General features: G+C 35.9%; 20 protein-coding genes, 2 tRNA genes and 2 other annotated features. Of the genes, 17 read left to right on the top strand and 5 right to left on the bottom strand.

Annotation, left to right across the window (positions count from 1 at the left end):
* The first annotated feature begins 27 nt into the window (after window positions 1-27).
* From cdaA to glmM, 3 genes are all read left to right on the top strand, one after another.
* Window positions 28-915 carry a diadenylate cyclase CdaA gene (gene cdaA / locus AC1PU0_RS12320; RefSeq protein ID WP_206850536.1) on the top strand — a complete coding sequence of 296 codons (888 nt, stop codon included), beginning with the start codon at window positions 28-30 and terminating at the stop codon, window positions 913-915.
* Entirely contained in the window at window positions 912-2060 is a 1149-nt protein-coding gene (locus tag AC1PU0_RS12315) for a CdaR family protein (RefSeq protein WP_206850537.1), read from the top strand. The genes cdaA and AC1PU0_RS12315 overlap by 4 nt, the downstream gene beginning before the upstream one ends.
* A gap of 88 nt (window positions 2061-2148) precedes the next feature.
* Window positions 2149-3504: a phosphoglucosamine mutase gene (gene glmM / locus AC1PU0_RS12310; protein WP_206850538.1), complete on the top strand. Its 1356-nt coding sequence runs from the start codon at window positions 2149-2151 to the stop codon at window positions 3502-3504.
* 133 nt (window positions 3505-3637) lie between these two features.
* Here glmM and AC1PU0_RS12305 read toward each other — a convergent pair whose 3' ends face one another.
* Window positions 3638-4933, bottom strand: coding sequence for an ISL3 family transposase (locus AC1PU0_RS12305; RefSeq protein WP_479998436.1), 1296 nt, complete (start codon window positions 4931-4933; stop codon window positions 3638-3640).
* 321 nt (window positions 4934-5254) lie between these two features.
* Here AC1PU0_RS12305 and AC1PU0_RS12300 point away from each other — a divergent pair, with 321 nt between their 5' ends.
* The 5 genes from AC1PU0_RS12300 to glmS all read left to right on the top strand — a co-directional run bounded on the left by AC1PU0_RS12300 (window position 5255) and on the right by glmS (window position 11734).
* Window positions 5255-6112 (top strand): SAM hydrolase/SAM-dependent halogenase family protein, encoded by an 858-nt coding sequence (locus tag AC1PU0_RS12300; protein WP_111247221.1) that lies wholly within the window; start codon window positions 5255-5257, stop codon window positions 6110-6112.
* Between the two features lie 11 nt (window positions 6113-6123).
* Window positions 6124-6675 (top strand): ECF-type riboflavin transporter substrate-binding protein, encoded by a 552-nt coding sequence (locus tag AC1PU0_RS12295; RefSeq protein WP_069654343.1) that lies wholly within the window; start codon window positions 6124-6126, stop codon window positions 6673-6675.
* Between the two features lie 133 nt (window positions 6676-6808).
* On the top strand, window positions 6809-8518 hold the full coding sequence (locus AC1PU0_RS12290) for an ABC transporter ATP-binding protein (RefSeq protein ID WP_206849444.1): 1710 nt from the start codon (window positions 6809-6811) through the stop codon (window positions 8516-8518).
* The gene (locus AC1PU0_RS12285) at window positions 8515-9348 is read left to right on the top strand and encodes an energy-coupling factor transporter transmembrane component T family protein (protein WP_206834416.1); all 834 of its coding nucleotides are present in this window, start codon (window positions 8515-8517) and stop codon (window positions 9346-9348) included. Before AC1PU0_RS12290 ends, AC1PU0_RS12285 begins: the two co-directional genes overlap by 4 nt.
* Window positions 9349-9922: 574 nt before the next feature.
* Window positions 9923-11734, top strand: a complete 1812-nt coding sequence (glmS, locus tag AC1PU0_RS12280; protein ID WP_111247224.1) for a glutamine--fructose-6-phosphate transaminase (isomerizing) — start codon at window positions 9923-9925, stop codon at window positions 11732-11734.
* A gap of 470 nt (window positions 11735-12204) precedes the next feature.
* On the opposite strand, the gene AC1PU0_RS12275 is transcribed toward glmS, so the two are convergent.
* Window positions 12205-13095, bottom strand: a complete 891-nt coding sequence (locus tag AC1PU0_RS12275) for a C40 family peptidase (protein ID WP_111247225.1) — start codon at window positions 13093-13095, stop codon at window positions 12205-12207.
* A 368-nt stretch (window positions 13096-13463) separates the two neighbouring features.
* Between AC1PU0_RS12275 and AC1PU0_RS12270 the strand changes: the two genes are divergently transcribed.
* The 5 genes from AC1PU0_RS12270 (at window position 13464) to AC1PU0_RS12250 (ending at window position 17509) form a co-directional block, all read left to right on the top strand.
* Complete coding sequence (locus AC1PU0_RS12270; protein ID WP_206849443.1) at window positions 13464-14045, top strand: TetR/AcrR family transcriptional regulator; 582 nt, start codon at window positions 13464-13466, stop codon at window positions 14043-14045.
* Window positions 14046-14181: 136 nt separating this feature from the next.
* A complete protein-coding gene (locus AC1PU0_RS12265; protein ID WP_206849442.1) occupies window positions 14182-15273 on the top strand; it encodes an ABC transporter permease in 1092 nt (363 codons plus the stop codon).
* 4 nt (window positions 15274-15277) lie between these two features.
* Window positions 15278-15949: an ABC transporter ATP-binding protein gene (locus AC1PU0_RS12260; RefSeq protein ID WP_479998434.1), complete on the top strand. Its 672-nt coding sequence runs from the start codon at window positions 15278-15280 to the stop codon at window positions 15947-15949.
* A 175-nt stretch (window positions 15950-16124) separates the two neighbouring features.
* Complete coding sequence (locus AC1PU0_RS12255; RefSeq protein ID WP_069655115.1) at window positions 16125-16415, top strand: hypothetical protein; 291 nt, start codon at window positions 16125-16127, stop codon at window positions 16413-16415.
* A gap of 116 nt (window positions 16416-16531) precedes the next feature.
* Window positions 16532-17509: a hypothetical protein gene (locus AC1PU0_RS12250; RefSeq protein ID WP_479998433.1), complete on the top strand. Its 978-nt coding sequence runs from the start codon at window positions 16532-16534 to the stop codon at window positions 17507-17509.
* Between the two features lie 548 nt (window positions 17510-18057).
* On the opposite strand, the gene AC1PU0_RS12245 is transcribed toward AC1PU0_RS12250, so the two are convergent.
* Window positions 18058-18129 (bottom strand) — tRNA-Arg (locus tag AC1PU0_RS12245).
* A 59-nt stretch (window positions 18130-18188) separates the two neighbouring features.
* On the opposite strand from AC1PU0_RS12245, the gene rpoN reads away from it, so the two are divergent.
* Entirely contained in the window at window positions 18189-19514 is a 1326-nt protein-coding gene (rpoN, locus tag AC1PU0_RS12240; protein WP_479998431.1) for an RNA polymerase factor sigma-54, read from the top strand.
* 48 nt (window positions 19515-19562) lie between these two features.
* Here the strand turns inward: rpoN and AC1PU0_RS12235 are convergent, their stop codons facing one another.
* Entirely contained in the window at window positions 19563-20057 is a 495-nt protein-coding gene (locus tag AC1PU0_RS12235; protein WP_479998429.1) for a GNAT family N-acetyltransferase, read from the bottom strand.
* Between the two features lie 83 nt (window positions 20058-20140).
* Window positions 20141-20213, bottom strand: a tRNA-Thr gene (locus AC1PU0_RS12230).
* Between the two features lie 191 nt (window positions 20214-20404).
* On the opposite strand from AC1PU0_RS12230, the gene AC1PU0_RS12225 reads away from it, so the two are divergent.
* The 3 genes from AC1PU0_RS12225 to AC1PU0_RS12215 all read left to right on the top strand — a co-directional run bounded on the left by AC1PU0_RS12225 (window position 20405) and on the right by AC1PU0_RS12215 (window position 23302).
* Window positions 20405-20665, top strand: a complete 261-nt coding sequence (locus tag AC1PU0_RS12225; RefSeq protein ID WP_206849435.1) for a zinc-ribbon domain-containing protein — start codon at window positions 20405-20407, stop codon at window positions 20663-20665.
* A gap of 64 nt (window positions 20666-20729) precedes the next feature.
* Window positions 20730-20965, top strand: a binding site (T-box leader).
* 103 nt (window positions 20966-21068) lie between these two features.
* Window positions 21069-21320, top strand: a binding site (T-box leader).
* Between the two features lie 66 nt (window positions 21321-21386).
* Window positions 21387-22235 (top strand): MetQ/NlpA family ABC transporter substrate-binding protein, encoded by an 849-nt coding sequence (locus AC1PU0_RS12220; protein WP_479998428.1) that lies wholly within the window; start codon window positions 21387-21389, stop codon window positions 22233-22235.
* The gene (locus tag AC1PU0_RS12215) at window positions 22232-23302 is read left to right on the top strand and encodes a methionine ABC transporter ATP-binding protein (RefSeq protein WP_479998426.1); all 1071 of its coding nucleotides are present in this window, start codon (window positions 22232-22234) and stop codon (window positions 23300-23302) included. The genes AC1PU0_RS12220 and AC1PU0_RS12215 overlap by 4 nt, the downstream gene beginning before the upstream one ends.
* Window positions 23303-23323: the final 21 nt, after the last annotated feature.

Raw genomic sequence — 23323 nt, 5'->3', positions numbered from 1 at the left:
AATCTTCAGAGAGAAGTGAGGTTTATGATGTCTTTTCAACTTAGTCAATTATTTGATTTGAATTATTGGCGGCAATTGATCTCATCAGATTTCTTGTCGCGTGATTATATCATCAATATTATAGATATTCTGGTAGTATGGTATCTCGTCTACAAATTGATCATGCTTGTCAAAGGGACAAAAGCTGTTCAATTGTTAAAAGGGGTCGCAGTCTTCATTGTGATTCGAATACTGAGTGAGATCATTGGACTCCATACACTGTCCTGGCTGATGAACCAAGTTATCATGTATGGTGTGATTGCTGCAGTTGTGATCTTTCAACCAGAAGTCCGCCGAGGCTTAGAGCATTTAGGGAGAAGTTCATTTTTCCGTGCAAGCAGATCTGAACAGCAGGAAGACGAAAAAATGATTCTTGCTTTTGATAAAGCCGTTCAATATATGTCTAAACGAAAAATCGGTGCACTGATCACAGTGGAAAAAAATACTGGCCTAGATGAATATATTGAAACGGGGATTCCTTTAGATGCCGATATCACAGGAGAATTGCTAATCAATATATTTATTCCTAATACGCCATTGCATGATGGAGCAGTGATTGTGAAACAAGGAAAAATCGCTGTAGCAAGTGCCTACCTGCCGTTGTCTGAAAGTAACTTGATTCCAAAAGAATTTGGGACGCGTCACAGAGCGGCCGTCGGTATCAGTGAAGTTAGTGATGCTGTGACCATCATTGTGTCTGAAGAGACAGGGGATGTCAGTCTCACTTTGAATAATGATCTGATTCCTAAATTGACACAGGAAGAATACCTGAGAATTCTTCGAGCAGAATTAGTGCCAAAAGAAGAACGCAAGGATAAAAAGAATCTTTTGCAACACTTTATTGAAGGTGTATCGAAAGGGGCGAAAAAGAAATGAAGATCCCCTATCAAAGCAATTGGTTCTCAGGATTATTAGCGTTACTTTTTGCTTTGTTATTATTTTTTAATGCCAATGCATCAGGGAATTTATCCGATATAACAGGTGGGAGCCAAGTTTATGATGAAATGTTGTATAACATTCCTGTTCAATTAGAGTATGACCAAGATAAGTATTTTGTGTCTGGTTATGAAGAAACTGTCAATGTTCATTTAAGTAGTGCCAATCGAATTCAACTGAATTTAGAAGCAAATGAAGATACAAGAAACTTTCAAGTCGTGGCTGATTTGACCAAAACACCGATTGGGACATCAGAAATCCAATTGCGAGTTAAAGGATTGAGTACGGCAGTAACAGCTGAAATCGAGCCTAAAACGATTACTGTAACGGTAGAGAACAAAGTAACAAAATCGTTCGATGTTGAAGCGCAACTACCAGAATCGATTGAGGCAGAAGGCTACAAAGTAGAGAAAATTGCGGTTAGTCCTAAAACTGTTGAAATCACAACGGGAGAAGAGACTGCCAAAGCGATTACACGTGTTATTGCTCCCTTGTCCAATGTCAAACAATCGGTTGATACGATCAAGCAAACGGTCAATGTTCAAGCAATTGATAGCAAAGGACAAGTGTTAAGTATTGAAAATCCAGCACCTCAAGTAAAAGTCGTTGTTGATTTAACCTTACCTTCAAAAGAAGTGGGTCTTACGATCAGTCCAACTGGCTCACCACCAACAGGGGTTGAGAATTTCACATTTAATCTTTCAGAACAAAAAGTGGAAATTAGAGGAACAAAATCTGTTTTAGATGCAATTGATACAATAGAGTTACCAGTTGACATAAGTAATATAAAATCATCAACCAAACAAAAAATAAAAATACCGACAAATACAGAGTATATTGTTTCACCTGAGGAAGTAGAAGTGACGATCAATCCAGTCTTTGCAGGAACAAGTACAAGTTTTTCTGGAACTAGCGGACAAGGCACAACGACATCAAGTTCGAGTCAATCGGTCCCAACGTCTGTGCCTTCCAGTGAAAAAACAACAAGTTCCTCTAGTACATCAAGCTCGTCGAGTTCGTCTAGCATTGAAAGTACAACTGAAGATGATCTGGAAAATGGGAGTAGTTCAGTTCCTGCAAATTAAGTTGATTGACTAAGAAAACCCATTATTCTATTGAGGACACCTCATAAGAATAATCGAGGCTAGCTTAGTAAGTAGAAGGAGAGTTATGATGGGTAAATATTTTGGAACAGATGGTGTTAGAGGAATTGCAAATAAGGAATTAACACCAGAATTAGCATTCAAATTAGGCCGTTTTGGCGGATATGTTTTAAGTCAACATGAAGATTCTACACGTCGTCCAAGAGTATTGGTCGGTCGTGATACACGTATATCAGGTCAATTATTAGAGCAGGCGTTGATTTCAGGTCTTTTATCTGTTGGGATCGAGGTATTTCAATTAGGTATTATTTCAACACCCGGCGTTGCGTATCTAACAAGATTACAAAAAGCATCAGCTGGTGTCATGATTTCAGCTTCTCATAACCCAGCAGAAGACAATGGGATCAAGTTCTTTGGGGCAGATGGCTTTAAATTAGTGGACGATCAAGAACTTGAAATTGAAGCGTTATTAGATGCAGAAGAAGATAATTTACCTCGTCCTTCAGCTGAAGGCTTAGGTACATTGGATGAATTTCCTGAAGGCTTATTGAAATATTCTCAATTCCTCGTTCAAACGATACCAGGTGACTTATCTGGTTTAACGGTTTGTATCGATGCCGCAAATGGAGCAACGGCAACTTCTGTCAACCGTTTATTCGCTGACTTAGAAACTGATTTTTACACAATGGGTACAAGTCCTAATGGTTTGAATATCAATGATGGTGTAGGGTCTACACATCCAGAAAAGTTAGCTGAAATGGTTGTTGAAAAAGGCGCTGATGTGGGTCTTGCATTCGATGGTGATGGTGATCGAATTATTGCAGTGGATGAATTAGGAAATATTGTTGACGGAGACAAGATCATGTTTATCTGCGCAAAATACCTTGCCGAAAAAAATCGTTTGAAAAAAGATACGATCGTCACGACCGTTATGAGTAATCTGGGTTTCCGCAAAGCAGTGGAAGCCGCTGGTATGAAAGATGTAATCACTCAAGTTGGTGACCGATATGTTGTGGAAGAAATGCGTAAAAATGATTATAATTTTGGTGGAGAACAGTCAGGACATATGATTTTCTTAGATTATAATACAACAGGTGATGGCATGCTTTCCGGTATTCAGTTATTGAATGTTATGAAACAAACTGGGAAAAAATTATCTGAGTTAGCGTCAGAATTAACTGTTTATCCACAAAAATTAGTGAATATTCGTGTAACTGATAAACATGGTGCAATGGAAGTTCCAGCAATCAAAGAAATTGTTGACTTAATGGAGGCAGAAATGAATGGCGATGGTCGTATATTAGTTCGTCCTTCTGGGACAGAGCCTTTATTACGAGTGATGGCAGAAGCACCAACACAAGAAAAAGTGGATTATTATGTAGATAAAATCGCAGAAGTCGTGAAAGCTGAAATCGGCATAGGATGATAATCTTTTTTAGAATAACCTGCATACATGGAAAATGTATCAGGTTATTTTGGCTCTTTGTCAATAGGGACTGATGAGTTGTGCAAAATCAAATCTGGGTCAGAATGAATCTCATTCTGGCTCAGATTTTTTGTTATTTCACTTTGATTAATTGATTGATCAAAAAGATTCTGATTCTCATGTTCTCAAATGATTTAAATCCGTATGATACTCGTTTCATTGTCTTTATATGGGTATTCTTCGCTTCTATTTTTCCATTAGAGTAAGGGTAGATCATCGCATTGGTAATGCCTTCTTCATAGGTCAGAAGGTTTTGAAGTTTCTCACGGAAGCTGTCATCTAATGTTTCTGGAAGTTCTTTCAATAAGGAGAAAAACAATTCGGACTCTTTGTCTCGAAAGGCTTCAACCAACTCGTGAAAAAAGGGATACGCCACCTTCAGGGGCGTGGAAAAACCAAGCAATCGATCGATCATCATCGCTTTGGTAAGAAACGGATATTTAGGCGCTCGAAAACTTAGCCATGTTTTGTATTCATAATGATTAATGTTTGCACGATTTTTTAACAGAAAGCGCCAGTTCTTTTTCAGTTTTTCAGCCTCGCTGTTTTGACCTGCATTACGTAGTTCTTTCATTTCATGGATACGCAAATCGTTGAATGCTTGATTCATATGTTTGACAATATAAAACCGATCAATCACTAATTTCGCATTTGGTAGAACACTCTTGGTGAGCTGGAAGTAGGCGGCGTTCATATCTGTAACTAAGAATTCTACTTTTTCAGGGTTGGTACAGTCTCGGAAATAGTTTGTTAATCGAGGCAATTTTCGTGTAGGTAAAATGTCAATTAACTTTCCTGATTCGCCATCTGCGCAAATAAAGCTCATTTTATCTTCAGTGGAAGTGTGAGAACGAAATTCATCAACCATCAATACTTTGGGTAGAATCCTTTTGGAAGACTTTGGTAAATAGCTTTTCAACTCTTTCAATGTGCGAATAACGGTTGTCAACGATACCTGACAACTTTTCGCAATAAAAGATAAAGATACTTTTTCAGTCAGTAAAGAAGTAATTTTATATCTGACATGATTCGCAATCGAATGTCTTGGACGGACAAAATAACTTTGAGCGGTCCAATGGGTTTGGCAGTTTTTACAGGTATAGCGCTGCTTTTTTAGACGCATAATCATTGGCATATGATTGTATTGTTCAAAACGTATAATGGTTTCTTTCTTGCCATTTTTAACCACAATCGATTTCCCATTCCCAGCTATCACTGAAGAACCACAATTTCTACAGGCATATGGAACAGGTGAGAGAACAGCATCGACGATCAATGTCTTTGTATTCTGAAAAGTCTCGTAAGAGACCTCATTAATCATTAAATCTTTATCTGTCAGTCGTAGCATTTTTTTGATAGAATCATTCATATAGCATATCGTCCTCTCAGTTGTTTATTTTGTGGTGATTTAATCATACTAGAGAACGATATGTTTTTTAATATCTAAAATGAAAATGGAACTGAAGAATCAATTCTGATTCATCAGTCCTATAAATTATAGAGCCGTTATTTTTCTGTTATTGTAAAGGACGAATAATCGTTGCTGAAAGTAGGTGATTGTTCGATAATATTATTGACAGAACTACTATAAAAAGGTACTATGTTTGAGAATTGATAGGGAAATAATCAGTGGTCAGCCTGTTCGTTCGTAAAAAATGATGAATAGAATAATTAGTGAGAGGGAGATTAAATGGGGAACTATTTAGTTTTACAAACAGATTTTGGGCTTGGTGATGGCGCAGTAAGTGCGATGTATGGTGTTGCTCATATGGTAAGTGATGAGATCATCATTGGCGATTTGACTCATGAAATTCCTCCTTATGATATTTGGGCAGCGTCTTATCGTTTGTATCAGACAGTGAAATATTGGCCAAAAGGCAGTGTTTTTGTCTCTGTTGTTGATCCGGGGGTAGGCAGTACAAGACGAAGCATCGTAGCGAAAACAAATTCGGGGCATTATATTATTACTCCAGATAATGGTTCGTTAACGCATATTTCTCATTATCAAGGAATTGAAGAGATTCGTGCAATTGACGAAGTAACGAGTCGTTTACCACATTCAGAAGAAAGTCATACGTTTCATGGCAGAGATATTTATGCATACAATGGAGCGCGCTTAGCGAGTGAGGAAATTTCTTTTGAGGAATTAGGTAAGACTGTTGCGATTGATTCTATTGAAGCGTTACCGTTGATTGAAGCAAAGCATGATCAACATATTTTAGAAGGCAGTATCGATGTTTTGGATATCCGTTTTGGTTCCTTATGGACCAATATTCCATTGGCGTTTATGAAGGAAGAAAAGATTGTTCATGATGACCAGCTACAAGTAACAATCTATCATCAAGGGAAAAAAGTGTATCAAAATATTATGAAATTTGCTAAATCTTTCGCAGATGTTAATATTGGGGAACCTTTAGTTTATGTAAATTCATTAGTAAATATTGGTGTAGCAGTCAATCAAGACTCATTTTCTAAACTCTACCACATTGGTACTGGAACGGATTGGACGATCCAATTAAGAAAAGCACCGAAGATCATTTTTGAATAGGAGTAGGGAATATGAAAAAAGATTTTTCAGTAAAAACAATTGTGGCAATTGGTATCGGATCAGCTGTATTCGTAATTTTAGGGCGTTTTGTGGTGATTCCAACAGGCTTTCCTAATACAAACTTAGAGACAGCCTACCCATTTTTAGCACTGATTTCTGTTATTTTTGGACCGGTTGCAGGTGGCTTGATTGGGCTGATTGGTCATACGCTAAAAGACTTTACAACATATGGCAGTGCATGGTGGAGTTGGATCATTTGTTCTGGTATTATAGGAGTGGTGTATGGTTTAGCAGGAAGGAAAATCGATCTTATACACGGCGAATTTAATAAAAAAGACATTATTTATTTTAATATTTATCAAGTGATTGGAAATGCCGTTGTTTGGGGATTGATTGCACCGACATTAGATGTATTGATTTACAGTGAACCTGCTAGTAAAGTCTATACACAAGGTGTGATTGCTGTTGTATTAAATATTATTGCAGTAGGAATCATCGGTACATTGTTGATGGCAGCGTATGCTGCAACGCGGACTAAAAAAGGTAGTTTAACAAAAGATTGATTATGTAGTAAAATGAAATTAGCATAAATATAATTTCTGAAATAAAATTAAGGGCGAGAAAAAGCAAGCTTGATTTTTAAAGCTGAACAGCCTTTTCTTGTCCTTTTTTACATAGAATGAGGGAGCGTCATCAATGAAGAAACCACTGATAACTTTTGACAATTTTACTTTCCAATATCATAGTCAGGCTGAACCTACATTACATAGTATTGATTTAACGATTTATGAAGGGGAGAAAGTCTTGATCGTAGGTCCAAGTGGTAGTGGTAAATCAACTTTTGCCCAATGTATCAATGGACTGATTCCTTATAGCTATGAGGGCGAAATAACTGGAAATGTTACGATTAGGGATAAAGAATTAACAAAGACAAGTCTATTTGAGATATCTTTTGACGTTGGGACAGTGTTGCAAGATACAGATGGTCAATTCATCGGATTAACAGTAGGAGAAGATGTTGCATTTGCTTTAGAAAACGACGAAGTATCGCAAAGTAAGATGAAACAAGAAGTCGATCATTGGACTAAAATCGTTGGATTGAATGATTTTTTACAGCATCGACCGCAAGATTTATCAGGCGGACAAAAACAGCGAGTATCGATGGCTGGTGTGTTGATCGATGAAGCACCGATTTTATTATTTGATGAACCACTTGCGAATTTAGATCCTAAAGCTGGTAAAGAAACAATTGCATTGATTGAAGAAATCCATCAAAAGACAGAAACGACGGTTTTGATTATCGAGCATCGTCTGGAAGATGTTCTATATCGTTCGGTTGATCGTGTGATTGTTTTTAACGATGGGCGAGTTGTCGCCGATTTACCTGCAGATGAGCTGCTCAAAACAGATATATTAACGGAACAAGGAATTCGAGAACCACTTTATGTGACAGCAATGAAATATGCAGGCGTAGATTTGGAAACAGTTCAATATTTGGCTGACATTGAAAAAGTCCAAGCACCTGACTTAAAACTACAAATGGAAAAATGGATGAAAAAACAAGCTCAAATACCCAAGCAAGAAACGTTACAACCATTATTGAAATTGGAAACTATTATGTACCAATATAATCGAAAGGATCAATATGTTTTAAATGATGTTTCGGTTACATTCAATCGTGGCGAAATGCTGAGTATCGTTGGGAAAAATGGTGCTGGTAAATCCACTTTAAGTAAAGCAATCTGTGGTTTTGTTACACCGCAATCAGGCAAAATGACTTGGTCAGACGAAGATTTTACTCAGTTTTCAATTAAAGAACGAGCAGATAAGATTGGCTTTGTCATGCAAAATCCGAACCAAATGATTTCAAAGAAAATGATTTTTGAAGAAGTTGCTTTAGGGTTGGTCTTGAAAGGCATGCCAGAAGCAGAAATCAAGGAACGCGTTGAACAAGTTTTAAAAATCTGTGGCTTGTATTCATTTCGCAATTGGCCAATTTCAGCGCTTAGTTTTGGTCAGAAAAAAAGAGTCACGATTGCTGCGATTTTAGTTCTGGAACCTGAAATGATCATCTTAGATGAACCAACGGCGGGACAAGATTTTAAACATTATACTGAAATGATGACATTTCTAGAAAAGCTCAATGAACGTGGCGTCACCATTGCGATGATTACTCATGACATGCATCTTATGTTGGAATATACAGAGCGAGCAATAGTCTTGTATGATGGCAAAATCATCGCAGATACATCGCCAGTTAAAGTATTGACTAATTCTCAATTAGTGGAGCGTGCATCATTGAAAGAAACAAGCTTATTTACTTTTGCTCAACATTTAGGTTTGGACGATCCCTTTTTGTTTACAGAAAACTTTATGACCTATGATCAGGAGGTGCGTTTGAAATGAATGAACATCAAATGTTAGGTTATATTCCTGATAATACAATGATTCATAAATTGAATGGAACAGCTAAATTAATTTTTTTGATTTTATTGTCTGTGGCATGTATGACCACATATGATACGCGTTTTTTGATTGGTATGACGGTATTTTCACTCGTTTTATTTAAGTTATCAAATATTAAGTGGCACCAGATTTCATTTGTTGTAAAATTTATTTTTGTATTTTCATTACTGAACATTATTGCCGTTTATCTTTTTGCACCAGAATATGGGGTAGACTTATACCAGTCTAGAACGCTTATTTGGGAAGGGCTTGGACGTTTTACTATAACGCAAGAGCAATTATTTTATGAATTTAATTTAGTTCTAAAGTATTTTTGCACAATACCGCTGGTACTAATTTTTCTTTTAACGACAAACCCTAGTGAATTTGCATCTAGTTTAAATCGGATTGGTGTCAGCTATAAAATTAGTTATGCTGTGGCTCTGGCAATTCGCTATATTCCCGACATTCAAGAAGATTTTTTCAATATCTCTCTGGCGCAACAAGCACGTGGGTTTGAAATGTCTAAAAAAGGCAAACTAATGCAACGATTAAAAGGAACCGCTCAAATTGTTTTTCCTTTGATTTTGTCTAGCTTAGATCGAATTGAAACAATCAGTACGGCAATGGAACTACGTCGTTTTGGGGAAAAAAAGAAAAGGACTTGGTATGCTCAGCGACCATTTCATGCTTCTGATTTTCTTGTTATTGGCTTAGCAGTTTTATTAACTGTCATAAGTTTTGCCTTATTTAAAGTCAATGGCGGAAGATTTTATAATCCGTTTAGTTGATTGTTTTTAAGAAGTTAGAACACGAATCTTTATATGAATTCCATGTGGAGACTGGGACAGAAGCTTATTTCCGAAGGGATTGCTTCTGCTCCCACCGTTTATTCGCATCTGGGGTGTGAAACAAAAGTGATTTTACTTTTGTCCCACACCCTTTTTTTGTTTTTTATGACTAGACCAATTTTGGGTTTTTCATAAAATTATTGACATATATACTTGTTCTATTATATTATTAATGCAGTTTCTATTTAATATGAAAAAAGGAGGGTAGTTAGACCAATAGGGATAGCGCCAGGCCTGAACATTCAGGTGACGAGGAAAGAGCTGATCGAAAAATTCGGCGGATAGCTCTAGGGACTGCACTCTACAAGCTAGAGGGAAAAAATAATTGCAAGGTTATAACAAAAATCTAGCTATGCAGAATAGAAACCTATGATAGAAATTCAAGAAATAGAATGTGCTGATACTAAAAATACGAAGTTATCTACTGAAATAACTTAAGGCTTATTTTTTATGGATTTGCTTCTTTTTCTTGAACAGTGACTCAAGACAATCGAGAAAGTAGGAAATGGATAATATGTGTGGAATTGTAGGAATTATTGGAAAAGAGAATACAACGGATATTTTAGTTCAAGGATTAGAAAAATTAGAATATAGAGGATATGATTCTGCTGGGATTTTTGTCACAGGTAAAAACAAAGAAGATCATTTAGTAAAATCACTAGGAAGAATTGCTGATTTACAGAGTAAAATCACTCCAGAAGTTCAGGGAACAGTCGGGATCGGCCATACTCGTTGGGCAACACACGGGAAACCCAGTGAGAGAAATGCTCATCCACATACATCAAGTAACCACCAGTTTATTTTGGTACACAATGGTGTGATCGAAAATTTTGAAGAATTAAAACAGGAATTTCTTCAAAACAAGCAACTTGAAGGTGAGACGGACACAGAAATCGTTGTTCATTTAATCGAGCATTTTGCAGAAGATGGACTCGTAACAAAAGAAGCGTTCAAAAAAGCTTTAACAGTAATCAAAGGTTCATACGCATTTGCGTTGATCGATAAAAATGATCCAGATACTATTTATGTTGCTAAAAATAAAAGCCCATTATTGATTGGATTAGGGGATGGATTTAATGTCATCTGTAGTGATGCGATGGCGATGCTTGCTGAAACAAACCATTTTGTCGAGATTGCGGATGGCGAAATGGTGATAGTTAAAGCAGACAAGATAGAAATCGAAGATGAAAAAGGGAATGTAGTTTATCGAGAGTCGTATGAAGCTCAATTTGATTTAAGTGACATCGGAAAAGGAACATACCCTTATTATATGCTAAAAGAAATCGATGATCAGCCAACTGTAATGCGTCGCATTATTCGGGAATATACGAATACATTAGGTGATGCTGTGATCGATAAAAAAATCATCGAAAAATTAACTGCTAGTGATCGTATCTATATCGTTGCTTGCGGGACTAGTTATAATGCTGGCTGGGTCGGCAAAGCGATTCTTGAGAAAATGACGAATATACCAGTTGAGGTTCATCTTTCAAGCGAATTTGGCTATAATATGCCATTACTATCAGAAAAACCATTTTTCATTTTCTTAAGTCAAAGTGGAGAAACAGCTGATAGCCGTCAGGTATTAGTGCAGATAACTGAACTTGGGTTACCTTCATTAACACTAACAAATGTGGCTGGCTCGACCTTATCCAGAGAAGCCGATTATACCTTACTTCTTCATGCTGGACCAGAAATTGCTGTTGCTTCAACAAAAGCGTATACAGCACAAATTGCCGTTTTAGCAGTTCTTGCCAAAGCAGCGGGAGATAATAAGGGAAATCAGTTATCATTAGACTTTGATATTGCGCATGAACTAAGTGTAATTGCAGCAGTAATGGAAACGATTATCGATGAGAAAATGACGATCAGTCAGTTAGTGGAAGATTACTTATCAACTACTCGAAATGCTTTTTATATCGGTCGTGGCGTTGATTACTATGTATCGATGGAAGCTTCATTGAAATTAAAAGAAATTTCATACATTCAAGCTGAAGGGTTTGCAGCTGGAGAATTAAAACATGGCACGATTGCCTTGATTGAAGAAGGGACGCCCGTTTTTGGTATAATTACAGATCAAAAAACAGCGGCACATACTCGTGGAAATTTGAAAGAAGTTGAAAGTCGTGGCGCTCATAATGTTGTCATTGCCTTAGCATCATTTGCGAAAGAGACGGATCAAGTGATCATACCGGATGTCCACCCGTTGCTGACGCCTTTAGTTAGTGTTATTCCAACTCAATTAATTGCTTATTTTGCGACATTACAAAGAGGCTACGATGTAGATAAACCACGTAACTTAGCAAAAAGTGTTACGGTAGAATAAGAATGAAACAATGCGAGGCTGGGACAGAAGCTTATTTCTGAAGGGATTGCTTCTGCTCCCACCGTTTAATCGCATTTAGGGTGTGAAACAAAAGTGATTTTTACTTTTGTCTCACACCCTTGTTTGTTTTGCTTATGATTTAAGAAAAAGATTATATGGAAATGACAAGCAGAATCTGCCATGCTAGATTGAATGGTTTTAGTTTGTGAAAAATGAATAAAAAAATATTCCCTCATCTGAAAGATGGAGGGAACACAAATCAAATTACACACACTAATAAAGTACCATAATTTTTAATGATTCTCAACAATTTCATTTTTTATTTAAAAAAATGAGAAACTTTTTAGGCGCAAAACATTATCTATTCAATTTATTATGGTTTTTATCAGGAAATCATTAAGAAGTTCCTTAAAATGAAAAAACAATCATTGCTCAATTGATGTGAGTGATGATTGTTTTTCGAGAGCACTTTATAAAATGTTAACAGCAAAATCAGGAGCATAAGAAGCGACCGTTGCCACTTGTACAACATCACCAGGAACGGGGGCGTGGATATAGGAACCGTCCCCCGTTGAGATGCCGACGTGATACGTTCCACCATGATTCCCCCAAAAAACTAAATCGCCAGCTTGTGCCTCTGCTACTGAAATTGTAGCACCAGCGGTTTCTTGATCAACGGTAGTTCTACCAATGGAACGACCGGCAGAAGCAAAAGCGACTTGAACCAAACCAGAGCAATCGAAAGCGTCAGGTCCAGCTGCACCATAGACATAGGGCTTACCTAAATGTGTTTTTGCAGCAGCAACTATAGCTGAACGAATGTCCGTTTGTTTTGCCTGTTCCGTTTTTTGTTTACTTACTTGAGCAATCTTTTCTGATAATTGAGTTTCTTGCTCAACTGTTTCTGATACTTGTTTTGAAATCGATTTTGTCGCTAAGGTTAATGAGACTTGTTTTTGTTTTAATCCTTCTAATTGTTCCTTTTTCTCTGTTATTGAATCATCTTTCATCTTTATAGATGGAAGCTGTACCGAAAGTATTGATGCCTTGTCATTATCATAATCTTCTGTTTCTGAGATTGCACCGATAGATTCGATTTTTTCCAACTGATCAAGATCGATTTGAATTTTTTGCATTTTTTTCTCTATGCTAGAAAGTTGGTTATTATTCTCCATTTTTTGTTCTGAAAATGTTTGTTTCGTTTGTTTTAATTGTGCTAATTTTTTAGAATAGTCATGGATGAGATTGTCTTGAGTAGTGGCTTCTGTAGAGGTTGCAAAGGCGTGGTCACTTAGTAGTAAACCAGCAGAAAGTGTTAAACAACTGAGTAATAATTTAGTGATAAATTTATTTTTCTTCAAAAAAACGCTCCTTAATTATTTAAATTTTTTTTGATTAATTTGGTGATATTGCTTAAAATGTAGGATTTCTATTTTTAAGGCCAGTTAATATTTAAACATAGGTAGAGTGGAAAGTATGTAAAAGGGAGGTTAAATGTTTGTTTCTGTTTTTACAAAAAAGGTACTTTTATTTCAAATTTCTGGTTCGATGTAATATAAAATTGAATAGATTTCAATAGTATGTGTGTTTCTAAAATAGCTTAAATGGTAGAATTTTATAGTTGAAAGCTCACTGACTATTTTTATTGACTATCTTTTTTTCTAATTTTGATTTAAAATAGTTCATACAGTCAAAGAGTAGGATTATGAAAAAATTGGAGGGTAGGGCAATGAAAAAAGAAAAAGTTTTTGAGATCACTCATCACTCGATTTTAGAAACCGCCAAGGAACTGTTTTTGACAAACGGGTATAAAAATACTTCTACGCGTGACATTGCGAAAGCTGTAAATATCACACAACCGGCTTTGTATTACCATTTTTCCAATAAAGAAGTTTTGTTTATTGAAATCAATAAACAAATTGGTAGTCAGTTGAAACAAGAGATAGAGCAAATTCAGTATGCGTCAGACTCGCTTGAAAACCAATTGATCAACTGTACTAATGCGTTGCTAAATGTCTATCACCGAGATATTTTTTCCTTTATCCATCAAAGTGCAGCTGAAATGGAGCAAGAAAACAAACAAAAATTGTTTTATATATTGAATGATTATTATTTGAAACCATTACAAGCTATTTTTGAAACAAGCCAAACACCTTTAAACAACAAGGTGTCATCAAAAAAAGCAGCTCAGTTTTATCTTATGAGTTTGTCATTGTTATTCTCAACTGTTCACCAACTTTCTACAGAAAAAGAACGTTCAGAACAAATTGCTGAATTGATGGATATGGTTTTACATGGCGTTATAGCGTAAAGAATTAACTTTTTTATCACCTGATAAAAATATTGTTTAATTCTTTTTTTTGTGGTAAACTTTTTATCAAGTGATAAATAAAGGTTGATTTTTTTTCGGCCGTTTTTTATCAACTGATAAAAAAGAGGTGGAATCAATGTTTTTAGGTTTAGAAGAGATGAAGTATTTTAAGCTTAGGTACACATTAGTAATAGGTGTCATTGTACTAGTTGCTTATGTGGCGTTTATGTTGTCTGGTTTGGCGAATGGGCTTGCTCAAGGAGTGAGACAAGGCGTTGATCAGTGGAATGCTACAAGTATTGTGTTGTCTGAAGATGCGAATAAAAGTCTGAATGCTTCAAGTCTGGTCATGGAAGATTTAAATCAGGTGGAAGCGAAGCAAAAAGAACCCCTTGGACAATATGCTGGTGCATTAAATAAAGTCGGTCAAAACAAAGAGGCGGATAAAATCAATATTTCGCTTTTTGGCGTGACCGAAACTAGTTCAATCAAACCGGAACTAGTTGAAGGACGCTATTTTAAGGAGTCGGGTGAAATCATTATTCCACAAAATTTAGTGGATAAAGGAATTAAGCTCGGAGATGCTGTGAAAATTGGAAAGTTGGATAAAGAGCTGAAAGTTGTGGGCATCACGAAGCAAAACAGCTTTAGCATTGTCCCATTGATTTATACATCACTTACTCAATGGCAAGAGCTTAAATTCGGCAAAATCATTGAAGGAGATAAAGCACCGATCAATGGAATTGTTGTTCGCTCGACTAAAACAAAGGATGTTAAATTGACAGACACAGATGATCATTTGGCCAAATATGAAATTGAAGCATTTATCGAGAAATTACCTGGTTACAGTGAACAAAATCTCACCTTAAATGCGATGATCTATTTCTTGTTTGTAATTACAGCTGCGATTATTGGGATTTTTATCTATGTGATGACCTTACAAAAAACAAGCTTGTTCGGCGTTATGAAAGCTCAAGGTATCTCTAATGGATATATTATCAAATCAATCATTGCCCAAACGTTTATTTTAGGGGTAATCGGCGTCTTGATCGGTGTGGTCTTGACTTTAGTGACAAATCTTGTTTTACCATCTGCAATGCCGTTTGAATTAGACAGTATGAATCTATTGATTTATAGTCTAGTATTGATTATCGTCGCTGTATTAGGTGGCGTATTCTCGATTCGCACCGTGACACATGTTGATCCAATGAAAGCGATAGGAGGGTAAAGAAATGACTGATATTTTAGTAATGGATGATATTCGTAAAAGCTTTGGTACAGGTCATGCAAAAGTTGAAGCATTAAAAGGAATTGATTTAAAGGTCAAAGCAGGAGAATTTGTTAGTATTATTGGTCCTTCTGGCTCAGGTAAAAGTACGTTTTTAACCATTGCAGGTGGGTTGCAAAGCCCTACTTCAGGTGCGATTAAAATCAATGGCAAAGATTTTACCCATTTAAATGAAAAGAAACGTTCGAGATTGCGTTTTGAAGAAATTGGCTTTATTTTACAATCTTCCAATTTGATTCCATTTCTGACTGTGGAAAAGCAGTTTACATTAGTTGATAAAATCGAAAAGAAAAAAATCGAAACAGAACGAATCAACGAATTATTAACATCATTAGATATCGCTGATTTACTGCATAAATTCCCAAGGGACCTATCTGGTGGAGAGCGTCAACGAGTAGCGATTGCTCATGCATTGTTCAATGAACCAAGTTTAATTTTGGCAGATGAACCTACTGCTAGTTTAGACACAGAGCATGCGTATGAAGTTGTAAAAATTTTGGCAAAAGAAGCACACGAAAAACAAAAAGCAACGATCATGGTTACTCATGACCCTAGAATGATTGAGTGGAGTGATAATGTTTATCGGATTGAAGACGGTGAATTAACAAAAGAGTAGTAAACAATCAAAGGAGGGAAATAAACAAAAAAGTTTATTTTTCTTCTTTTTAATTTTGAGTATTATAAAAATCAATTTTAGGTTATGATGATAGTAGAATAAATAAAAAGGTTGAATAGACATGTGTTTGGTATGATAAATCAAAGAATTAAACATCAGAAAGTGAGGCAGTACAATGGATAACAGAGTTGAGGTAATGACTTTTTCGCAATTAAAACAGCTTGTGAAAGAACTTGAGACAAACAATTCCATCGATGATAATACAAAAGTATTTATTGATACTGGGTGGGATAGTGTTCAAGAAGTTGAACCAAATGCTTTTCATGTAGAAGAGGTTGTTGAATTTAAAGTACAAGATGAATTAACAAAAGATTTTTATGTTGGGTATACATTGAGCGAAAAAGCAGAACGGATGCAGGCACAAGGGCAAACAGAAACGGCTGTTATTATTAGAAATTTATATTAGTAGGACGTTGATGTTTCGGGGCTTTAAGTCCAAATTAAGTTTTCCCTTTTTATAGATACACACTATATCTTTTTTGATATGATACTATATCATGGGAAATAATCATTAGGAAGGTGGTGTTTCTTTTGACAAATAAAATTCCATTTCCAAAGAACTATGAACGGTTTATTGAGTTGGGACAAGAAGCAATAAAAAATAATAATCTGATTGGCGCTGTGGATTATTATGAACACGCGTATGCAATCAGACAAGATTTTCCATTGAATTTAGTGTTGGTAAACATGTACTTAGAAATAGGTGAAAACGAGCAAGCATTATCATTAGCTTCAGAAATGAAAGAAAAATATTTTGCTTACTTAGATTATGTAGAAATTTACATTCAAATTTTGATTCAAAATCATCTGTTTATTCAAGCACATAGCATCATTAATGAACGAATTTTGATGGAGCAAAGCGGAGAAATGAGAAAGTTGATTTCTTTAAAGAAGAAAATCCGACACGTTGAACTGATGTATCAGCAATTTGAAGTAGGAAAAATCAAAGAATTAAAAGAAGAATTACAACAGTTAAATAAACACAATTACTATGAGCAGATGGCAATTGCAAAAAAAGCAGGGCAATTGCCTCAAGAAGAATTTATTGTAATTGGAAAAAAGATATTAGTAGATGTGCAGGTACATAATTTGGTTCGATCTTGGATACTTGAAGAACTTGTCCGCCTTCATGTTAAAGAAGAAGTTGAGTTTTTTTGGCGAGATAACAAAAAATATACCGTTGTTCCAGCTTCTGTTGGTACGCCGTTGGATAGTGCCGCGTATCAAAGAATCTTATTGTTTTTAGAAAAAGAATTAATTAACGATGATCCTATTTTACTAGTAGACATTATGGAAGAGATTCGTCTGCATTTTGCATTACTTTATCCTTTGGCAGATGAAATCATTGAAGATCCAAGGTTGTGGGCTGTGAGTTATGTGAGCTCTTACAACCATTCAATTGCACAGAAGTATCAAGTTGAAGAGGAACAATTAGAAATTGAAAAAATCCAGAAGATTCAAAGTGAGATACGTTTTGAATTAGAAAAGATGGTTTTATAGAGAGAAAAAGAGTAAAGGGCTGAAAATTCCTTCACTCTTTTTTGATATACATTAACTGCATGTTTAGTTTTTAGTCAAATAATGAATAAATAAGAGCAGTAAAAATGAAAGTAGAAAATAGAAAAAGATCCCTCCTTGAATGAAAACGAAAATCAAAAAGACAAGCTGATAATCAACAGACGTAAATTGAATAACATAACGATTCAAGATAAATTCTGCGAGGGTTAAAAGAAGTGAAAAAATTAATAATCTTTGATGGCGCTGACTCAATACTATTCACTACCTAACGATTAGAATGATTAAAAAATATAGTAGCATAAAAAAAGATAGTTTTTTATCAATTTTTAGATGATATCGACAAATAAATGAGAATTTAGAAGGGACGTTTGCAATTTAGATCTTATTGTTAAGAAGAGTTTGATAGAAATAAAAAAACACTACTTACTTGTAGTGTTTAAGGTCAAGTTCTCATGATTATTGCGACATCTGATTTTAAATTATGCTATAATTCTACATGTAGTAGTAAAGCAATTATCTAAGAATAAAGACGCGCCCTGAGGGAATCGAACCCCCGTCTCAAGAACCGGAATCTTACGTGATATCCACTACACTAAGGGCGCAAGCACGTTTACTAGTTTAGCTGATATTTCGATAAATTACAAGGGGGAGGACAAAAATAATGAAATTTGAACAACATCAATCGCAACAACAAAAACAAGTCCAAAAGCTTGCAATGACGCAACAATTACAACAATCGATCCAGATTTTACAATACAATTCAGAAGACCTTTTTGCCTATATAGAAGCCAAGTCATTAGAAAATCCTTTGATCGACATCCAAACAGAGACCAACTATGGAGATTTTCCGATTTCTAGTAACAAAACGTATAGCAACGAAGAAAATAACTATCTAAATCAAATTCCAGATAATCACACATCACTTTTTGAATATTTGATCGATCAAATCCACTTGAATTATCGTGATACATATCTACGAACATTGGTTTTATTTTTAGTCGAATATATTGATTTAAATGGTTATTTAATGATTGATTTAGATGAAGCAACGCTAAAAACAGGAGCAAAATCTATTGAAATGCTAGATGCATTGACGCTGATTCAGCAATTAGATCCAGCAGGTGTTGGTGCAAGAGATTTACGTGAATGTTTGTTACTGCAAGTTGAGCGGGACGATACGGCACCAGCATTAGCCTATATTGTAATTGAAGAAGAGTTTGATCATTTGGCTAATCGTAAGTGGAGCTTGATTGCTAAAAAATTTGAAGTAGAGATGTCAGAAATTCAAACGATTTTTGATTATATTCAGACATTGAACCCAGCTCCTGGAAGCATTTTTGAGTCAACCTTGGGACTGTATATTCGTCCCGATTTAACCTTGAGAATCAAAGAGAATCAACTAAACGTGATATCTAATAGAACAGGTACTCCAACGATTCAATTTCAACAAGCCTATTTTGAGCGAATGGAAGCAACCGATGACAAAGAAGTCCAAGAATATATCAAGGAAAAGAAAAATGAATTTGAATGGTTAGAAAAAACGATCCTTCAACGTGGTGATACTATTTTAAGAGTCGGAACAGAAATCGTTCAGCGCCAACAACAATTCTTTTTTAAGGAAGACCGACCGCTAAAACCAATGACTCTAAAAGAAATTGCAGAGGCCTTGGATATCCATGAATCAACCGTTAGCCGAGCTGTAAATGGTAAATATTTAGAAACAGAATTTGGTGTTTTTGAGCTACGGTCATTTTTTTCAAATGGGTTGTCAAACGAAACCACTGGAGAAGAAACGTCAACAAGTAGCATCAAAAAACTAATACAAGCTTTAGCGGACAGCGAAAACAAAGCCAAGCCACTCTCAGATCAGAAACTAGTAGATTTACTAAAGGAACAAGAAATTGAAATTTCTCGTCGTACTGTTACAAAATATCGAGAAGCATTAGGAATACCCGCTTCATCTAAACGAAAACGATATGATAATTAAGAAAAAGCGTTTAACTCTCGATTTCTACTCAAAGGGTTAGACGCTTTTTTATGGTTGCCAGATCAAGTGTTCAGAAGGTAATCCCTCTTCGATTCCTTGCCAGATGGAGACAAAGTGATTTTTTTCTAATAGATGTTTTGAGGCACCATTTTTAGGATCAATTATGGCGTAAACAGTGGATTCAGATAATCGTTCAGAATGTTCAACCATACGTAGTAAAGTAGCGATGACTTGTGTGGCGTATCCTTTCCCCCAGTGCTCAGGTAAAAGCATATACCCTATCTCGATTTTGTGTTCTTCATCCCAAGATAACTTACCAAAACCGATATACGTTTCTTTGTCAAAGAATTTGTAGTAGCCGGTTTGATCGTGGTGTCCCTGATTATAAGCTAAAATTTTTTTGAAGTTTTCAATAACGTCCTGTTCAGGTTCTGCTTTTTCAGTGATGTAGCGCATGACTCGAATCTCTTTTGTGAGTACAGAATAAAGTTCTTGATCATCTTTTTGATAGAACTCGAAGGTTAACTGTTTTGAATGGGTCATTCTCTTCACCTATTTCACTTAAAAGTTTGGGTAATTCAATAGAAAAAAACTATATCCAAATAAATCGGGTACAGTTTTTTGTAAGCCACCTGACGGATTCGAACCGTCGACCCCCACCTTACCATGGTGGTGCTCTACCAGCTGAGCTAAGGCGGCACTATTAATAATACAGATACCAGATTACCTTAGAAACTAATGTTTGTCAATCTATTTTCACTTGTAAAAGAAGATCAAATAGTTTAGATAGAATGTTATAGAACGAAGGTCTAATCCGAGCCTATATTGAATCATCTTATTGACATTGGATAATACCTATTGATAAACTAAAACAAAGGGGAGAAAAAAATATGTTTATTGTTTGGGGTAGTAAAGGATTTGAGAGAGCGTTAGGCGATACAGTGATTCAATGTGACTGTAGCCATTGTAACAATGAAGTGGTTATGCAAGGAAAACAAATCGGACGAAAATTTACGTTATTTTGGATTCCAATTTTTATCACATCATCTAGTCATTACTTGCTGTGTCCAATTTGTGGATATGGAAAAGAATTGTCTAAAGAAATCTTGGCGCAATACTTAGTGAGTTCCACTGAAACAATTATAGAGTAAAAATAAAAAAACATTTGACATGTAATTTACTTTCCAGTAAAATACAACGTAACAACAAATGAATAATAATCCGTTGAAGAGAAGAGTAAATTTGGACGTGCTTTAGTAGAGAGTCTCGGTTGGTGAAAAGAGATAAGCGCATAAGAGTTGAAGATGGCCTCAAGAGGACAAGCTGTTGATACGTAAGCAGCTTCGGGAAAGCACCCGTTATCAAAGCGACAAGTTATAAGACTTGGTCTAAGAAAAGTAAGCATGACTTACTTTAAAATAAAGGTGGTACCGCGATTATTCGCCCTTTACTAGCAGAAGCTGGTAGAGGGCTATTTTTATGTTTATCGATACAAATGAGAGGTTTCGTACAAGACATACGAAGGACGTATTAACCCTTAAAATTAACTAAATAAATAAAGCAATGAGATGGAAAGTACAGATGAAACGATATCTAACAGAGAGCTTGGGTAGCTGAAAACAAGTGATAAACGAAATCTGGAAAATGGCCATTGAGCAGCGCTTCGAGTGAGTGATTCATAAGACAGCGACGGATGCACCCGTTAATGTGCTAAAGTATAATCGATCATTGATCGACGTACTTGATGAGGATATCGACGTGAGTGGATATCAAATAGAGGTGGTAGCACGCAAAAGCGTCCTCAAATGTATGATAAATACATTTGAGGGCGTTTTTTCTTTTTATATATGACAATAATGGAGGGGACGATACATGAAGAAAAAGTGTTTGAGTATAGTGTTGATTTTGCTGGGAATAGTAACAATTACGGCATGTGGTAAGAATCAAGATTCGGCTGTGAATAAAGAAAAAGAGGGTAAAACGATTCGAATTGGGACTTCCCCAGGACCGTATAGCGAATTATTTTTAGAAGCTGTCAAACCCATTTTAGAAAACAAAGGGTATCAAATAGAACAAACAGAATTTACAGAATTGATTCAAGCAGATGTAGCCTTAGCAGAAGGTACGATTGATTTAAATGTTGATCAGCATACTGCTTATCTAAATAATTTCAACGAGAATAAAGGAACCCACTTGATTGGGATAACAGCACTTCCTACCGTTCCGGCAGGGCTGTTTCCGGGAAATAGAAGCACTTTGGATACAGTAAAAGAAGGAGACAAAATTGGTATTCCAGATGATGCTTCAAATACTGCGAGAGCGTTCAATCTTTTGCAAAAGGCAGGCTGGATCAAATTGAAAACAGACATCGATCCAGTCAAAGCAACAAAAGAAGATATTGTCAGCAATCCTAAAAAATTAGCACTTATCCAAATGTCATCGGCTCAAATTCCGAGGAGTTTAGCAGATTTAGAATACGCAGTAATTCCAGGAAGTATTGTTTACAGTGCTAAACTTGATCCAAAGGACAGTTTACTTTCAGAAGACGTGTTAAAAGACTATGAATTGGTTGCGACGGTCGACGAAAAAAATCGAGAGACTGATTGGGCAAAAGCCATAGTTAAAGCCTATCGCTCAGATGAGTTCAAACACTACTTAAAGGAAACTAATCAAGGAAATTACTGGTTTATCCCAAAAGAATTACAGGAGGAGCAAAAATGATCGAATTAAAGAATATAGATGTTACCTTTTTTCAGAAAAAACAGCAAATCGACGCAGTCAAGAAGGTTTCCCTAAGGATTGAAAAAGAAGATGTTTTTGGAATCGTGGGGTATTCAGGAGCTGGAAAAAGCACTTTAGTCCGGGTGATCAATTTACTGCAAAGACCAACCGCTGGAGAAGTTATTATCCACAATAAAAATATTCTTGGTTTTTCACCAAAAGAATTAAGAGCACAGCGAAAAAAAATTGGGATGATTTTCCAACATTTTAATTTGATGAAGGAACGAACAATTTTCGCCAATGTAGATTTTTCCTTAAAGTATTCTGGATTGTCAAAACAGCAACGGAAAGAAAAAATTGAAAGACTGCTTGATTTAGTAGGACTTTCAGAGAAGAAAGAGGCCCATCCTAGTCAATTATCTGGTGGACAAAAGCAGCGGGTAGCCATTGCTAGAGCCTTAGCGAATGATCCAGAGATATTATTATGTGACGAAGCAACAAGCGCATTAGACCCTAAAACAACGATTCAGATTTTAGATTTATTGAAGAAGTTAAATAAAGAGTTGGGGTTGACGATTGTTTTGATCACGCATGAAATGCAAGTTGTAAAAGAAATTTGTAACAAAGTAGCTGTGATGGAAGATGGACAAGTAATTGAAGAGAATGATATTGTGTCGATTTTCAGTCAACCTAAAGAAGCCTTGACGAAGGACTTCATAAGAACAGCAACGCATATTGATCAGGCATTGGAAACAATTATTCAACATCCAAGTTTAACTAAACTAAGTGGAGATGAAGTGTTAGTAGAATTTTCATATGCAGGAGAGCAAACAAGTGAGCCGCTGATTGCTCAACTTTACAGCAAATATCATGTGGTCACGAATATTTTATATGGCAATGTAGAAATAGTACAACAAGTTCCCATCGGCAATTTGATCGTTATTCTTTCGGGAGAAGAAATTCAACGAGAAAAAGCATTGACGTTTTTACAAGCACAAGACGTGAAAATCAAAGTCTTAAAAAATAGCGGATCAGAAGACAAAATCATACCAGTACATGTTATCTAAACAGAACAGCGAGAAGGAGTG

Source organism: Enterococcus sp. XAF26B05_ASV22, from assembly GCF_056727285.1.
Note: the sequence above shows the minus strand (reverse complement) of the source record. Positions and strands in the feature narration are given on the sequence as shown.

Bases quoted from the DNA above. Each gene is read 5' to 3' on its own strand.
- cdaA (WP_206850536.1), top strand. From the start codon at position 28: ATGTCTTTTCAACTTAGTCAATTATTTGATTTGAATTATTGGCGGCAA.
- AC1PU0_RS12315 (WP_206850537.1), top strand. From the start codon at position 912: ATGAAGATCCCCTATCAAAGCAATTGGTTCTCAGGATTATTAGCGTTA.
- glmM (WP_206850538.1), top strand. From the start codon at position 2,149: ATGGGTAAATATTTTGGAACAGATGGTGTTAGAGGAATTGCAAATAAG.
- AC1PU0_RS12305 (WP_479998436.1), bottom strand. From the start codon at position 4,933: ATGAATGATTCTATCAAAAAAATGCTACGACTGACAGATAAAGATTTA.
- AC1PU0_RS12300 (WP_111247221.1), top strand. From the start codon at position 5,255: ATGGGGAACTATTTAGTTTTACAAACAGATTTTGGGCTTGGTGATGGC.
- AC1PU0_RS12295 (WP_069654343.1), top strand. From the start codon at position 6,124: ATGAAAAAAGATTTTTCAGTAAAAACAATTGTGGCAATTGGTATCGGA.
- AC1PU0_RS12290 (WP_206849444.1), top strand. From the start codon at position 6,809: ATGAAGAAACCACTGATAACTTTTGACAATTTTACTTTCCAATATCAT.
- AC1PU0_RS12285 (WP_206834416.1), top strand. From the start codon at position 8,515: ATGAATGAACATCAAATGTTAGGTTATATTCCTGATAATACAATGATT.
- glmS (WP_111247224.1), top strand. From the start codon at position 9,923: ATGTGTGGAATTGTAGGAATTATTGGAAAAGAGAATACAACGGATATT.
- AC1PU0_RS12270 (WP_206849443.1), top strand. From the start codon at position 13,464: ATGAAAAAAGAAAAAGTTTTTGAGATCACTCATCACTCGATTTTAGAA.
- AC1PU0_RS12265 (WP_206849442.1), top strand. From the start codon at position 14,182: ATGTTTTTAGGTTTAGAAGAGATGAAGTATTTTAAGCTTAGGTACACA.
- AC1PU0_RS12260 (WP_479998434.1), top strand. From the start codon at position 15,278: ATGACTGATATTTTAGTAATGGATGATATTCGTAAAAGCTTTGGTACA.
- AC1PU0_RS12255 (WP_069655115.1), top strand. From the start codon at position 16,125: ATGGATAACAGAGTTGAGGTAATGACTTTTTCGCAATTAAAACAGCTT.
- rpoN (WP_479998431.1), top strand. From the start codon at position 18,189: ATGAAATTTGAACAACATCAATCGCAACAACAAAAACAAGTCCAAAAG.
- AC1PU0_RS12235 (WP_479998429.1), bottom strand. From the start codon at position 20,057: ATGACCCATTCAAAACAGTTAACCTTCGAGTTCTATCAAAAAGATGAT.
- AC1PU0_RS12225 (WP_206849435.1), top strand. From the start codon at position 20,405: ATGTTTATTGTTTGGGGTAGTAAAGGATTTGAGAGAGCGTTAGGCGAT.
- AC1PU0_RS12220 (WP_479998428.1), top strand. From the start codon at position 21,387: ATGAAGAAAAAGTGTTTGAGTATAGTGTTGATTTTGCTGGGAATAGTA.
- AC1PU0_RS12215 (WP_479998426.1), top strand. From the start codon at position 22,232: ATGATCGAATTAAAGAATATAGATGTTACCTTTTTTCAGAAAAAACAG.